Below are 14,991 nucleotides of genomic sequence, written 5' to 3' on the forward strand. Positions count from 1 at the left end.
CCTTAAGCTAAGCTAAAACTTTGAAATCAATTTAAACTAGAGAGCCTCAATATTTATGTGGAATCCCTTTCGCAACAAGCCTTTGCTACTAGAAAATGACTTTGTTATTTCAGATTGAATGTTTTCGTTGGCTGCTTCGACATTTTGGTGGAGATTATTTTTATAAACAGACTCAGCTAGTACTCCCTACTAGAGAATTCTTTCCGTCTATTGTTAACTCCGATGAACTAGCTGCACAGATGACTTTTGAGCAAGTTAAGCAATTAGCTGGGCTAAAAAATTGGCCTGTTAAGCTACAAGCTCAAACACCAGATCCTGAACTAAAAATCGCTCCTACTTTAAGTATTAAATATCCGAATAGCAGTCCTTTAGGCACTTTTTCAGTCACTGCGAATCAAGAAGCAATCATTACTTACAATCCAAAAATACTGGCTGATCCAGAGCAAATGGTAGCTACTTTCGCACATGAATTAGCTCATTATTTGACAGCTAGTACGCAAGAACCACCGCCTGGAGGTTGGGCTAACTGGGAGTTTGCTACTGATTTATGTGCTACTTTCTTAGGGTTTGGAATCTTTCAGGCCAATGCCGCTTTCAAATTAAAACAATACAGCACTATTGATGCCTCAGGCTGGCAAACCTCTAGTGGTGGCTATTTAAGTCAGGCAGAACATAGCTATGCTCTAGCGCTTTTCTTAAAACTCAAAGCTATACCCTTGGAAAATGCTTTATCTCACTGCTCGACAAATGTTAAAGGCTTTCTTAAACAAGCTTTCAAAGAGTTAGAAAAGAACCATGCGCTCATTGATGAACTAAAACAAGTGAAATACGAAGGGCTAAAACTCATTATGCAAAACAACAAAACAGCTAAAACTAACTATGACTTATCTATTAGCTTATCAACCACTTTGGTACCTGAGCAAACCATCGATCTACACGCAGAGACACTAGATGAATCGGATGCAACTTATGCCTTCAACCCAAATAACATACCTGAATTTGGAATTACTCATTTCACACCCTATAAAACTAACTAAATTTTCAGAATAGCTAAGCACTTACAGATAACTTGAGCCAAGCTCGCTTTTATTGCACCATGCCCAACTCAAAAAGCACAGATCGACCAGCCAAGGAGTCCCCTATGTCCCAAACCCGCTTCCAAGATTTAGGCGATGGTATTTATTGCATTGACACGGCCTTATGCCGCGATGATTTTGCCGCCTGTTATTTAATCGTAGAAGGCGATGCGGCGGCGTTTGTAGATAGTGGCACTTATCACAGCGTCCCCTTGATTATGCAAGCTTTGGCAGATGTGGGTTTGCAGCCAGAAAATGTGAAATATGTGATTCCGACGCATGTGCATCTCGATCACGCAGGTGGTGCGGGTGAGCTGATGCGCTTGTGCCCGAATGCGACCATGCTTGTGCATCCCAAAGGTGCGCCACACATGATTGATCCTGCAAAACTCATCGCGGGGGCGACGGCAGTCTATGGAGCTGAAGTTTTTGCCCGCGATTATGGAACGCTAACACCCGTGCCCAAGGAGCGCGTGATTGCCGCAGAAGATGGTTTTGAGTTTGAGTTAAACGGGCGCAGGCTCAGTTTTTACGATACACCCGGCCATGCCAATCATCATGGCGGCATTTTTGATGAAAAAACTCAGTCATGGTTCACCGGCGATACTTTCGGTATTTCCTATCGCGAATTCGACACCAATAACGGTGCTTGGTTATTCGCGACCACAACTCCTACAGCTTTCGACCCCGAAGGCTGGAGAAACACACTCGTTAAATACGCCAACAAACAGCCGCAAGCCATGCTGCTCACTCACTATAGCCGTGTCACTGAATTAGAGCGGCTCTTTCCACTGTTGCGACAAAGTTTGCAAGATATGGTTGAAATCGCCTTAAGCGAGGAGTCACAGCCCGAAGGCCGTTTGGAGCGCATTCAAGAAAAAATTGCCCAGAACTTTATAGCGAGTGCCAAAGCTCATGGAGTGAGTTTCAGCGAAGAAAAAATCCGTGACTTATTAGCACTCGATATTAACCTTAATGGTCAAGGTTTAGAAGTTTGGCTGCAACGTCGGGCGAAAGCAGCCTAAATGGATGGGAGCATACAAGCATGGCTGCTGACTGTTGTCGCGGTCAGCATTGTTGGGATTTCTAAAGGTGGCTTTGGTGGCGGCTTCGGTATGCTTGCCGTACCCATTATGGCGCTTGCCATGCCACCAATGCTTGCGGCTGCAATTTTATTGCCCGTACTTTGTACGATGGATTTGATGGCCATGCGGGCTTATTGGCGACGTTGGTCATTGGAACATATTAAAATCACGGTTCCCGCTGCCTTAATCGGCACAATAGTGGGCGCATTAACTTTCCAATATCTCAACGCTGATCACATTCGCTTTGTGATTGGCCTCATTTCGACCGGCTTTGCCTTAAACAATTGGTTCAAACCCGCACAACGCTGGATTAAAAATAAACCGGGGCCCAATGCGGGGCGCTTTTGGGCATTTACTTCTGGTCTGACTAGTTTTGTTTCCCATACGGGTGGGCCACCTTTGAGTGTTTATCTGCTACCCCAACAGCTCGATAAAACCACCCTACAAGCCACCACTGTGCTGTTTTTCACCATCGTGAACTACTTCAAACTCATTCCCTATGCACTACTTGGGCAACTCAATCTCAGCAATATCAAAATCTCACTACTGCTCTTGCCACTCGCTGCCCTCGCAATTGGAGTGGGCGTATACTTACATAAGCGCGTATCGGATAAGCTGTTTTATCAGATCACTTATATTGTACTGTTTGTGACGGGCTTGAAATTAATGTACGACGGTTTGAAAGGATTTTAGGAGAATTTATGCGTTTAGGAACTTGTCGTTATCAACATCAAAACTATGTATTTATTGAACAAGACGATCATTTAATTTTACCCGCACTCGAACCCAGTTTTGTGCAAGCTAGCTGGCAAGATTTGCAAAGCCTGATTGAGCAAAATATCGATTTCAAGGCAGTTCTAAGCCAAGTCACGCCGAAGATGCAAGTGGCTGCAAAAGATGTGCAATGGCTCGCCCCCATTCCGCGTCCCCGCAAAAATATCATGTGTCTGGGTTTAAACTATTTCGAGCATATTGAAGAAGCATTAAATCTCACTGGCAAAACCGCAAAAAAACCCGCTTACCCGATAGTATTTACCAAATCCGTGTCGAGTGTGATTGGGCATGAAGCTGATATTCCTTATGATCCAGACACTTGTTCGCAATTGGATTGGGAGTCGGAGTTAGGGGTCATTATTGGCAAAGCTGGGCGTAAAATCAGCCCTGAAAATGCGCTAGATTATGTGTTCGGTTATACCGTGATTAATGATATTAGCGCACGTGATATTCAACTGAATCATAAGCAATATTTTTTGGGTAAAAGTATTGAGGGTGGCTGCCCGATTGGCCCGGTGATTGTTACCAAAGATGAAATTGCTGATCCACACAATCTCAAGATTTTTTGCCGTGTGAATGGCATCACCAAACAAGACTCTAATACTGGCTATATGCTGTTCAAAATCGCGGAAATCATTGCGACTTTATCGCGTGCCATGCCTTTAGAAGCAGGTGATATTATTGCCACAGGAACACCCAGTGGGGTCGGGTTTGCACGCAATCCGCCCGAATATTTGCATCCGGGCGATATAGTGGAATGTGAAGTGGAAAAGATTGGGGTGTTACGGAATCAGATTGGGTCAATTAGATAGGCTAAATAACTCTAGGCACTCATCGCTGCTAAACGATCCAAAGCACGATACGACAAAGCTTCCGATAAATGCTTGGTCTGAATACCTTCACTTTCTGCCAAATCGGCAATGGTGCGCGCTACTTTCAAAATGCGATGATAAGCCCGTGCTGACAGTTTAAATTGTTCCATCGCATGGCTTAATAAGTTTTGATCTTTTTTGCTCAAGGTACAGTATTGATTGACCTCTGAGCCTGCAAGCTGATTATTGATCTTGTGCTGACGTCGCTGTTGGCGCTCACGGGCACGCTCTACTCGGCTACGCACTTCAACACTACCCTCAGCTACGACTAGAGATTGCAAATCCTCTTGACGCACTCGTGGCACATCCACCTGTAAATCAATCCGATCTAAAAAAGGTGCAGAAATACGCATCCGATGGCGTTTTTGCTGTTCAGGCGTACATTCACAGTTGGTTTGAAAATCACAAGCACGCCCTTGAGGACAAGGATTCATCGCCGCGACTAACTGAAATTGTGCGGGATAAGTGGCTTGGCGTGCCGCACGTGATAAGGTGATCTTTCCTGTTTCTAAAGGCTCGCGCAGGGTATCTAAAGTTTTACGCTCAAATTCGGTGAGTTCATCTAAAAATAAGACCCCATGGTGTGCTAATGAAATTTCCCCAGGTAAAACTTGTGAACCGCCACCGACTAAAGCCACACCGGACGATGTATGATGCGGTTCGCGTACCGGACGTTGCCCCCAACGACTAACATCAAAACCTTGATGGCTGATGGAAGCAATCGTCGCAGACTCTAAGGCTTCTTGTTCACTTAAATCGGGCAGAATTGTGACTAAACGACTAGCCAACATCGTTTTACCTGTTCCGGGTGGCCCTACCATTAAAAGATTATGTCCACCGGCGGCGGCAATTTCTAAAGCGCGGCGGGCTTGGAATTGGCCTTTAACATCAGCAAGATCAACAGGATAACGCTGAGCCTGAACTTGAATCGTTTGTTCCCAACGCGGCAAGGCCTCATCACCTTGCAAGTGCTTAACAACTTCTTGCAAATTACGCGCCGGATAAACCTTTAAGCCTTTAATGAGGCAAGCTTCATCCGCATTATCTAAAGGTAAAATCAATTTACGGCGCATGCTATGAGCTTTTACTGCCGTTGGTAAGACGCCTCGCACACCGCGCAAATGCCCACCTAAAGATAACTCACCTAAAAACTCATAACCCGTTAATTGCTCCTGAGGAACTTGTTCACTAGCCGCCAAAATACCTAGGGCAATCGGTAAATCAAAGCGTCCTCCATCCTTAGGAATATCGGCTGGCGCAAGGTTGACGGTAATACGCTTCACTGGAAAATTTAAACCCGAATTAATAATGGCAGCGCGTACTCGATCACGACTTTCTTTGACGGCAGTTTCGGGCATCCCGACAATCGAAAAGCTAGGTAAACCATTGGCTAAGTGCACTTCAACACTGACTAAAGGAGAATCAAGGCCGGCATTGCTGCGGCTATATACAATCGCAAGGCTCATGGGGTATTTTTTATTATGGTTATTTTTAATGCATGGAAAATCTTGCGCGTTATACACCTCAAACTCAAGCTGGAACGATAAAAGGCTATTACTAGCAAATGCCTACTAAGCAAGCATTTGCTAAAGCATAAAAACCGTTTACGTTTTAGTGTAAAGACGGATTATTCAGCGTTACACGCTCTTTATTTGTCAATTTAGCTTGAATCGTGCGCTCAGCCCAACGTAGTAAAGTTAAGAGTTGACGGCGTTCATTCGCTTGTAGCCCATTTTGGCGAAAGCGTGCTTCAATGATTTTAATTCGATTTTGTTGATTGATGAGGCTAGTGCGCTCTTGCTCAGTTAAGGCACCAGTACGATACCCTTCAGCGATTTTCCTAGCATGCTCTGCTTGAATAGCATTGACACTACTTTTCAATGCAATGGGTGAGGCTTGTGCTAATGATCCTACTAACACCAAGACCAAGCTGTAAAGCAAACCTCTCAACAAGATCGATTTGTTATTCATGTTATGCTCCTTAGATTATTTTGTTGCCCTAAAGTGAACCTTATCCTAAGTTCACTGCTTAATAAGACGCCATATTGAAAAGAAGCGTTTAAAGTTCTGTCATTAATTCATTTTATTTACACATTTTGTCCCGGATTTATACCCAGTTAGTCTAAATGTGCATTAACTCAGCAACTCCTCCTGCTATAAGACTTAGATGAACTTGCTAAACTCCCGCCCCATCATCTACTTTACTATTGGCCTAATCTTAGGAGCTAGCTTGGGCTATGTCTTTGAATTCTATGCTAAGGCTGATATAACCGTTGAGCCACAGTTACTCAAGCCATTATTAAACTTATTGCTGTATTTAACTATTTGGGGGGTAATACTTGGGGGTTTAACGGTTTTGTTGAGTCGAGGCTTAGCTTTAGTATTTTTGGAAGAAACAAAAAAATCTAAAACGAGTCGCAAAGGTAAAGCTTAAAATTTTAAAAATGATTAAATCAATTTATAAAAAAACGCCACTGCAATGAGTGGCGTTTTTGTTGCTAGTATCCTTGATTGCTATTGTTGACAGCCAGCCCACCAACACGGACGACTACGGATAAAGTTTAACAAGGCTTGATGTTTGTAAGCTTGTCCTAAAGGTTGATTAATATATTCTTTACTCCCCCACGAGCCGTAGCGACGATAAGTACGCGGGGAAGAATAGTGTGCGAATAAAGTTCCCCCCTCACGCTTCCAACCTTCTAAAAACTGAGTATATAGAGCACCCATGCGTGGATGACGGTTAGCTTGATAAAGCAACGGATTGGGCATTTGCATATCATGAGTCGTTTTGAAATCGACCAAACCTTGCCCACCCTCATAGGCCATTAAAGGTAAGCCATATTTATCAGCAATCGCTTTTTGCTTACGAATAAAACCCAGTAGATTGTTAATGGAATAGCGATACTGATCATCAGTCATCAACCGAAAGGTTTCATCTAGATTGCGAACTAACTGAATTGATTGATGGTCACCGAAGAAATAAGGAGCAATCGCGAATGCATCCGCTGACTTATAGGCATCTTTATGGCTTAAAATCGTTTCAGCCACTTCCTCATTGATCGTCCAACCAGAAAGAATCCGCACTAAGCGCTGAGAGCCGCCAAAAACCTGCTCCCAAATCCGGAAAATTTCTACCGAACGTTCAGAGTAATAGCGATAACCTGCACGATTTTTATTCGTATCTAAGCGCCGCGCCATGCCCATATCACGTACATGATTACCTTGGAGGAAAATAAAGTTCCAAGTTTCATTACTGTATTCAATATGGGGCTTCAAATTAGGACGTAAGCGCTGCTTAACCAACTGTGCAAATTGCATCACATAATTATTATCCGCAGCATGATGGATGGTAAACCACGGATGTGCATTTAAACGATTGGCTAACTCAATTTGAATCTCAATCGGAGCGCCCCGATTCGTTTGATTTCCTCCCCAAGTCGCATCAGTGAGCTTCTGACGCTGATTCCAAGAGCTTTGCGGATTATTGTTAATTCCACTCATATTCATGAAGCGAATCGATTTGAAATCCTTCATGTAATCCAAATAATCGGGATTAAAAATCTGCTGTTGGTAATTTTGTACAAAAGCTTGGTAATTGCCGGGACATGTACCCGCATTAGGCACACGCTTAAAAGGGTTATTGGTACAAACTCCATCAGGTGGGAGGATACGGATATCACGAATATAATTGTTCGGATTAGACTCGATGATCCGCAAAGTGGCATCAAATTTATTATCATCACCCGCATACAAATCAATGATATCTTGACCTTGGGCAGCTTGAACTAATTTAGCATCACCCCCATATTGAATTTTGCCCTGCCCTTCATAGAGCACTGTATAACGCCCACCCGGAATGGCTTGAGCTGGCATATTGCTTAAGAAGCGCGTACCTGCAATTTGTCCATTGAGGCGTGCAGGCCAGCCATTAGCATCTAATTGTACATTCGCACCGGTCAACCAAGGACGTGCATCCTCAAAGGGTAAAGCCGCACGGAATAAATCAATGAAGGGGACGCTAGAGTCATCCTCAGTCAGCTCATTGGTATTCGACGCTAAGGGTGAGTTTTGGTTACTTGCTAGAGCCAAGGGTGCAACCAAAGCAACGCAAATCGTCGCTACGCCTAGCCTTATGTGTTTCAACAGTAATGACATTAGCCTTCTATCCTCGTGTTTTTAGCTCATTCAGGTGGCACTAAGCCTAGCGCCTTGAGCGGTGCTTATAAAGTAGTGTAAGACTAAATGTGTTGTTTTTTGCATAAAACTGCGATTTAAAGCAGTTTACCTAAGCTTCTCGCAAGCATTACAATGTCGCCCCCAACTAAAACTTTATATCTCTATAAACTTATCGGAGGCCACTGTGGCTATCGAACGTACTATTTCTATCATTAAGCCGGATGCGGTTGCGAAAAATGTCATCGGCCAAATTTATGCACGTTTTGAAAATGCAGGTCTGCAAATCATTGCTGCACGCATGATTCATTTAAGCCAAGCTCAAGCTGAAGGCTTCTATGCTGTACACAAAGAGCGCCCTTTCTTCAAGGACTTAGTGAGTTTCATGACTTCTGGCCCTGTGATGGTGCAAGTATTAGAAGGCGAAAATGCAGTGGCGAAAAATCGTGAGCTGATGGGTGCTACTAATCCAAAGAATGCTGACAAAGGTACTATTCGAGCTGATTTCGCCGATAGCATTGATGAGAATGCAGTGCATGGGTCGGATAGCTTAGAAAACGCAGCAATTGAAATTGCTTATTTCTTCGGTAAAGACGGCGATCTTTGCCCACGTACTCGTTAATAATCTCTGAGTAAGGCTAAGGTCATCTGTGTCTGCTAGCAAGGTAAAAGTCAATCTCCTCGATTTTAGTCATGAAGCGCTGAAAGAATGGTTCGCCAGTGTAGGCGAAAAGCCGTTTCGTGCAACGCAAGTGATTAAATGGCTACATCAAATGGGGGTAGATGATCTTACACAGATGACCAATCTCAGCAAAACACTCCGTGCCTTCTTACAGGAAAACGCTGAAATTCGCGCTCCAGAAATTGTCATGGAGCAACAATCCGCTGACGGTACTTGTAAGTGGGTATTGCGCTTAGCGGATGGCAACGCCATCGAGACGGTGTTTATCCCTGAAGAAGATCGCGGTACCTTGTGTGTTTCCTCACAAGTTGGTTGTGCACTGGATTGCACCTTTTGCTCCACTGCCCGCCAAGGCTTCAATCGTAATCTAACCGTTGCCGAAATTATTGGGCAATTGTGGATTGCAAAACGTACTTTGCAAAAAGATCCAAAAGGCGAACGCGCAGTAACTAATGTGGTGATGATGGGTATGGGCGAGCCTTTACTCAATTTTGAGCCGGTGGTAGCAGCTTTACGTTTAATGCTTGATGACAATGCTTATGGCTTAAGTCGGCGGCGTGTCACCGTCAGTACCTCCGGCGTCTTACCGGCGATGGGACGTTTAGCGGATACTTTAGATGTATCTTTAGCGGTATCATTGCATGCGCCCAATGATGAGTTACGTAATCGCCTAGTTCCACTGAATCGCAAATATCCAATTAAAGAGTTACTGGCCGCTTGCCAAAGTTTCCTTGATAAAAAAGATACCCAACGTAAATATATTACTTGGGAATATGTGATGCTCGATGGCGTGAATGATACGGAGCAACATGCGCACGAGTTAGCCGCTCTATTGCAAGGGATCCCTTCTAAAATCAATCTGATTCCATTCAACCCCTTCCCTGATACCCGCTATAAACGCTCAAGTAATAATCGCATTTATCGCTTTCGCGACATCCTGCAAGAGTCCGGTTATACTGTAATGACTAGAAAAACCCGAGGCGATGATATCGACGCTGCTTGCGGTCAATTAGCCGGGGAAGTGAATGACCGCAGTCGTAGAGAGATACATTTCGCCCGTATTGAACAAGGGCATTAAGAGCAAATAACAACGATGAGAATAACAACTAAATCGCTAGCCGTCACGGTGCTGGCCGCTAGCCTATCTGCTTGTGCTAACTCCAGCAGTACTAGCAAGAAACAGACTGCAGAGTATTATGCACAACTCGGCGCAGGCTATTTACAGAAAAATCGTTTAGAACTTGCTCAAGAAAACCTCGATAAAGCCTTAAAAGTTAATCGCAACTCCAAAGATGCTTTGCATTATTCCGCTCTCCTACAAGAGCGTTTAGGCAATATGCAAAAAGCAGATAGTTTGTTCAAACGTGCTATGCAATTGGATAGCAAAAATCCTGAACTCCTAAATAATTACGGCTCCCATTTGTGCAAGCAGGGCCAATATAAAGCGGCTGTCACTGCCTTTAATGCTGCTTTGCAAGACCCTTTATATGAAACCCCCGAGTTCGCCTATACGAATGCTGGAGTGTGCTTGCAGAGTGCGAAAGTGTCGGATCAAGCTGAAGGTTACTATCGTAAAGCCTTGGAACGTAACCCAAATTTCCCGCTCGCCTTATACCAAATGGCTGAATTAGAATATGCACGTGGTGAAAATGCCAAAGCACAAGCTTTCCTTTATCGGTATAATGAGCGCGCTCAGAGCACAGCAGAAACCCTATTCTTATGTTATAAGATCAATCGGGCATTAAATGATTCAACCGCCACAGAAGAATGTGTGACTAAGCTGATAGCGCAATTCCCAAATAGCGTTGAAGCCAAACAGATTAACTGAAACTTGAACTATTAAGTATTTTGGAGTGGGGCGTGACGGACACTAACGCAGACATGGATGTAAAACCAGACGAGCAGCCTATTGTTCAAGCTGAAGTGGAAAAACGTGATGATGGTATTGTGCGTCCGGGTGATCTTTCAGCCAAACTACAAGCTTGCCGCGAACGAGCTGAGTTAGATCAAGATCAAGCCGCGATTGCAATGCGCTTATCGCCCGCCATGATCAAAGCGCTCGAAACTGAGAACTTTGCTGAACTACCCGATCCTCCTTATGTACGCGGTTATTTACGTAGCTATGCACGCTTAGATGAGAGTAATCCACAGGATTTGATTCGCACCTATGAGTTATTGCGCGGTGCTGATCCCGATTCATTGACAATACCACCGCCGATCTCCTTGACACGTGTTCAGCATAAGCAAGGTATTTCCCCAACCACCATTCGTATGCTAGGACTAGTGGCATTAGTATTACTCCTTGGCGTGTTGTCGATGATTCCGGGGATTAATCAGTGGGTGCGTCAAACCTGGCAATCCTTCGCAGCCGCTCAACCCGGTTCAGTACCGACTAGGGTATCTAAACCTGCTCCTGTAGCAGGTACACCTATACCTGCTACAGGAACTAGTACTGACCTTACTGCTTCTGATCCAGTACCAGCGCCTACCTCCCCAGCCTTAGCAACTACTACACAAGATACTCCTGCGTCAGTGACTAGCTCTGAAGTAGTACAACCTAGTAGCGCTAGTCCTGCCACTGATCCAACGGCTAGTAATACAGCTTTAACCAATGCCACTCCTAGTGCCGCCACTAGTTTAGGTTTAGCAAACCCAGCGACGGCTATACCTCCAGCAAATACTCCAAGTACTGAAACTGTAGTAACTAGCACTCCAACAACGATACCTCCCACTGTTACGAGTCCTACGGCAGTGATTGGAACTACGCCTGATACTGCACCTGTTACTAGTACAGTCGCTCCTATACCTGCTGGCACTACGAACACTTTAGACACTGTAACTCCACCAGCAACTGCAGCCATAGAATCTACAGGCTCTACACCTACATCAGCAGTGGACCCAGCTACGACACTCGCAGCAGTGGATCCCAATAAGCCGACTGAAACAACTATTACTACCCAGCAGCCTATTGATGGTGAAGTTTTAGTACGGATGGAGTTTACTCAAGAAGTGTGGATGCAAGTTAGAGATGGCAATAACCGCGCCATCTTCGAATCACTCAACTCACCGAATACTTGGAAACAATTTAAGACGCGCACGCCTTTAACTTTTAAAATTGGCAATGCACCGGGAGTAAAATTGTATTTGAATGGTCAGGCTTATGATCATGCTAAATACACGCGGGGCAGTGTCGCGCGCTTTACAGTGAACTAATTCATGGCAAAGACAATTCAATCCATTCGCGGGATGCATGACATCCTGCCAGAGCAGTCTGCTGCTTGGCAGTATCTAGAAAGTACAGTGCGTCAATTATTGGCACGTTATAGCTATCGCGAAATTCGTACCCCGATTGTAGAAGTGACGGAACTTTTCAAACGTGCAGTGGGTGAAGTCACTGATATTGTTGAAAAGGAAATGTATACCTTTGAGGATCGTAATGGTGAAAGCTTGTCATTACGCCCAGAAGGGACGGCTAGTTGTGTACGTGCAGGCATTGAACATGGCCTATTTTATAATCAACAGCAGCGTATTTGGTATACTGGCCCGATGTTCCGCCATGAGCGCCCACAGAAAGGCCGCTATCGCCAATTTCATCAAGTTGGGGTAGAAGCTTTTGGGATTGCAAGTCCTGATATTGATGCTGAATTAATCGCGATCAGCGCGCGTCTTTGGCAAGAACTAGGCTTAAAAAATGTCCGGCTTGAACTCAACTCCTTGGGCACACCTGCCTCAAGAGCCGTATATCGTGAGAAATTAATTGAATATTTCTCCGCCCATTTAGATGCCTTAGACGAAGAAGCCAAGCAACGCCTACATAGCAATCCTTTGCGAATTTTGGATACTAAACATCCAGCAACCCGCCTGATTGCTGATGCAGCACCGAGCCTACATGATTATTTAGACCCAGAGTCTAAGCAGCACTTTGAGCAACTGTGTAACATGTTGGAGGCAATGGGTATTCCATATCGGATTAACCCGCGTTTGGTGCGTGGCTTAGATTATTACAGCCGCACGGTATTTGAATGGATCACCGAAGAATTAGGTTCGCAAGGCACTATCTGTGCGGGTGGCCGCTATGATGGTTTGGTCAGCCAAATGGGTGGGCAGGAAACACCTGCTTGCGGTTTTGCAATGGGCATGGAGCGCTTATTAGAACTAATGCAAACCCAAGAACAAACTCTAAATGCAGTTGCACCGGATCTTTACCTCGTTTTGGCAGGTGAACACGCCAGTGCTACAGGCATAGTCTTAGCAGAAAAATTGCGCACTGAATTACCAAAACTTAAGCTGCAAGTGAACGCCGGTGGTGGCAGTATTAAGACGCAAATGAAACGTGCGGATAAATCGGGTGCACGTTATGCCCTAATTTTAGGTGAGCAAGAATTAGCAGCAGGCACCATTGGTTTCAAACCGATGCAAGACGCTGCAATCGAGCAAGTTAGTTTGAAACTCACTGAATTGAGCCACTATCTGGCTAGTAAATTCAATTAAACAGTTAATAAGTAAATAGAAGCATTTGGATGAAGGGGTTTGAGCATGATTGATTATAATAAGACTGATGACGAACAGGCCGAGGATCTTAAAGCGTGGTGGAAAGAGAATGGCATTTCAGTCATTGCTGGGATTGCCTTAGCGATTGCGGCCTTGTTTGCTTGGGAATATTGGCAAAAATATCAAATCAAAACTATGGAAGGCGCTTCAGCCCTGTATAGCACGCTGCAAACCACTGCAGATGATGCGGTAGCTGCAAAAAGCATTCAAGAATTGCAAACTGCATATCCCAAATCACCATATGCCGCTCTAGCCTCCTTAGAAACTGCTAAAAAATATGCTGAAAAAGGCGAATATGAGCCTGCGATTACTGCTTTACGGTGGGCAATTGATCATACCAAAGATGTCGATTTAAAAAATGTCGCCTCGATACGTTTAGCACGCGTATTAGCCTCCGCTGGCAAGTATGACGAAGCTCTGCAATTAGCTAGCCAAAGCTATGGTGCTTCTTATGAATCAGTTCTAGAAGAAATAAAAGGCGATATTTACAGCGCACAAAAGAAAACTGAGGAAGCGCGCAAGGCCTATGAACGTGCTATTCTGTCTGCAAAAAACAATTCTAGCGAACTGATTAAAATCAAGCTCGATAACCTAGGTAAGGGAGCCTAAGTGCATCCATGAGATCTTTAGCCACACTGATTACTGGTTTGTTTTTAGCAGCAAGCTTAACGGCTTGTAGCAGCTTTTCCAGCCTGATGCCTGCTAAAGATCCTAATCCGCCTAAAGAATTGACAGCGCTTCAAGCCACCGCCAATGCGCAAACTTTATGGAAAGTCAGCACTGGCAGCAGTGATAAAGCCTATGTACGCTTATTTCCCTATGTCGATGAAGCATTGGTCGTGGTAGCAGGTGGTGGCTCAGCCAGCGCTTGGGACAAACGTACCGGCACTTCGATTTGGAAAACACCGATCAGTGAAGAAATCACTGGTGGGGTGAATGGCGGTGAAGGCTTAGTTTTTTTGGGGACGAGTGAAGGCAGTGCGCTTGCTTTAGACCGGCAGACCGGCAAAGTACGCTGGATAGAGCATCTAAATAGTGAAGTGCTATCCGTTTCTACCGCCAGTAAAGGCCGTGTCGTCTTTCGCACAGGCGATGGGCAATTAAGTGGTTTATCGACTCAAACGGGTGAAATTGTTTGGCAACAAATCCGTGAAACGCCGGCTTTATCCTTACGGGGTGCTGGTGTCCCCTTGATTGTTAGCGGTGCAGTCGTGGCAGGTTTTGATAATGGTACGGTGACTGCGTTTGATGTAGAAACTGGCACTGGCTTATGGGAAACGATTCTCTCAGTGCCGCGTGGTAGCAGCGATTTAGACAAGATTATCGATGTGGATGGCCGGATTAAACACGTGGGCTCTGCACTATTTGCTGCCAGCTACAATGGACAGATTGCAGGTATTCGCCTGCAAGATGGCGCCCTAGGTTGGGCACAGCCCTATTCTAGCTATGCGGGTGTCGATGCCGATGCAGGTGGTCTCTATAGCACAGATGTAGAAGGTAATATTTGGAAGATTAATCCACAAAGCGGTGCACCGCTTTGGAAAATGGACGATCTACAACGCCGCACCCCTACAGCCCCTACTATTTTAGGTGGCTCTATCGTAGTGGGAGATTATGCAGGCTATTTACATTGGATTAATAGCAGTAATGGTCAAACGATAGCACGTCTACAGGTTGATACTGCTGGTTACACAGTTCCGCCGGTCAGTGATGGTCAGGTGATTTATACGTTTGGCAAGAGTGGCGTGTTAGCCGCTCATGCCCTAAAATGATGATGA

The 14,991-nt window shown here is 44.9% G+C and carries 15 protein-coding genes; 12 read left to right on the forward strand and 3 right to left on the reverse strand.

The annotated features are described in order from the left end of the window. Window positions 1-239: 239 nt before the first annotated feature. From Q0307_RS14395 to Q0307_RS14410, 4 genes are all read left to right on the forward strand, one after another. Window positions 240-1,037 carry a hypothetical protein gene (locus Q0307_RS14395; RefSeq protein WP_298661503.1) on the forward strand — a complete coding sequence of 266 codons (798 nt, stop codon included), beginning with the start codon at window positions 240-242 and terminating at the stop codon, window positions 1,035-1,037. Window positions 1,038-1,141: 104 nt separating this feature from the next. Further along, complete coding sequence (locus Q0307_RS14400) at window positions 1,142-2,101, forward strand: MBL fold metallo-hydrolase (RefSeq protein WP_298661504.1); 960 nt, start codon at window positions 1,142-1,144, stop codon at window positions 2,099-2,101. After that, complete coding sequence (locus Q0307_RS14405) at window positions 2,102-2,854, forward strand: sulfite exporter TauE/SafE family protein (protein WP_298661505.1); 753 nt, start codon at window positions 2,102-2,104, stop codon at window positions 2,852-2,854. 8 nt (window positions 2,855-2,862) lie between these two features. Next, complete coding sequence (locus Q0307_RS14410) at window positions 2,863-3,747, forward strand: fumarylacetoacetate hydrolase family protein (RefSeq protein WP_298661506.1); 885 nt, start codon at window positions 2,863-2,865, stop codon at window positions 3,745-3,747. An 11-nt stretch (window positions 3,748-3,758) separates the two neighbouring features. Here the strand turns inward: Q0307_RS14410 and Q0307_RS14415 are convergent, their stop codons facing one another. Both Q0307_RS14415 and Q0307_RS14420 read right to left on the reverse strand, forming a co-directional pair. Beyond that, complete coding sequence (locus tag Q0307_RS14415; RefSeq protein ID WP_298661507.1) at window positions 3,759-5,273, reverse strand: YifB family Mg chelatase-like AAA ATPase; 1,515 nt, start codon at window positions 5,271-5,273, stop codon at window positions 3,759-3,761. Window positions 5,274-5,418: 145 nt separating this feature from the next. Continuing rightward, entirely contained in the window at window positions 5,419-5,778 is a 360-nt protein-coding gene (locus Q0307_RS14420; RefSeq protein WP_298661508.1) for a hypothetical protein, read from the reverse strand. Between the two features lie 259 nt (window positions 5,779-6,037). Between Q0307_RS14420 and Q0307_RS14425 the strand changes: the two genes are divergently transcribed. Beyond that, on the forward strand, window positions 6,038-6,241 hold the full coding sequence (locus Q0307_RS14425) for a hypothetical protein (protein ID WP_298661509.1): 204 nt from the start codon (window positions 6,038-6,040) through the stop codon (window positions 6,239-6,241). An 80-nt stretch (window positions 6,242-6,321) separates the two neighbouring features. Here the strand turns inward: Q0307_RS14425 and Q0307_RS14430 are convergent, their stop codons facing one another. Continuing rightward, the gene (locus tag Q0307_RS14430) at window positions 6,322-7,962 is read right to left on the reverse strand and encodes a hypothetical protein (protein ID WP_298661510.1); all 1,641 of its coding nucleotides are present in this window, start codon (window positions 7,960-7,962) and stop codon (window positions 6,322-6,324) included. 205 nt (window positions 7,963-8,167) lie between these two features. Here Q0307_RS14430 and ndk point away from each other — a divergent pair, with 205 nt between their 5' ends. Genes ndk through bamB form a run of 7 tightly spaced genes read left to right on the forward strand, consistent with a single transcriptional unit; the run spans window position 8,168 to window position 14,985 of the window. Continuing rightward, window positions 8,168-8,602, forward strand: a complete 435-nt coding sequence (gene ndk / locus Q0307_RS14435) for a nucleoside-diphosphate kinase (protein WP_298661511.1) — start codon at window positions 8,168-8,170, stop codon at window positions 8,600-8,602. A 28-nt stretch (window positions 8,603-8,630) separates the two neighbouring features. Further along, entirely contained in the window at window positions 8,631-9,740 is a 1,110-nt protein-coding gene (gene rlmN, locus Q0307_RS14440) for a 23S rRNA (adenine(2503)-C(2))-methyltransferase RlmN (protein ID WP_298661512.1), read from the forward strand. A gap of 15 nt (window positions 9,741-9,755) precedes the next feature. Continuing rightward, on the forward strand, window positions 9,756-10,490 hold the full coding sequence (gene pilW, locus Q0307_RS14445; RefSeq protein ID WP_298661513.1) for a type IV pilus biogenesis/stability protein PilW: 735 nt from the start codon (window positions 9,756-9,758) through the stop codon (window positions 10,488-10,490). Window positions 10,491-10,522: 32 nt separating this feature from the next. Further along, window positions 10,523-11,875: a RodZ domain-containing protein gene (locus Q0307_RS14450; protein WP_298661514.1), complete on the forward strand. Its 1,353-nt coding sequence runs from the start codon at window positions 10,523-10,525 to the stop codon at window positions 11,873-11,875. Window positions 11,876-11,878: 3 nt separating this feature from the next. Further along, window positions 11,879-13,153: a histidine--tRNA ligase gene (gene hisS, locus Q0307_RS14455; RefSeq protein ID WP_298661515.1), complete on the forward strand. Its 1,275-nt coding sequence runs from the start codon at window positions 11,879-11,881 to the stop codon at window positions 13,151-13,153. A gap of 45 nt (window positions 13,154-13,198) precedes the next feature. Beyond that, the gene (locus tag Q0307_RS14460; RefSeq protein WP_298661516.1) at window positions 13,199-13,822 is read left to right on the forward strand and encodes a tetratricopeptide repeat protein; all 624 of its coding nucleotides are present in this window, start codon (window positions 13,199-13,201) and stop codon (window positions 13,820-13,822) included. An 8-nt stretch (window positions 13,823-13,830) separates the two neighbouring features. Beyond that, window positions 13,831-14,985 carry an outer membrane protein assembly factor BamB gene (bamB, locus tag Q0307_RS14465; RefSeq protein WP_298661517.1) on the forward strand — a complete coding sequence of 385 codons (1,155 nt, stop codon included), beginning with the start codon at window positions 13,831-13,833 and terminating at the stop codon, window positions 14,983-14,985. The last annotated feature ends 6 nt before the right edge of the window (window positions 14,986-14,991 follow it).

The sequence above is a fragment of the uncultured Thiothrix sp. genome (assembly GCF_937873765.1).
In the GTDB taxonomy this organism is placed as follows: Bacteria; Pseudomonadota; Gammaproteobacteria; order Thiotrichales; family Thiotrichaceae; genus Thiolinea.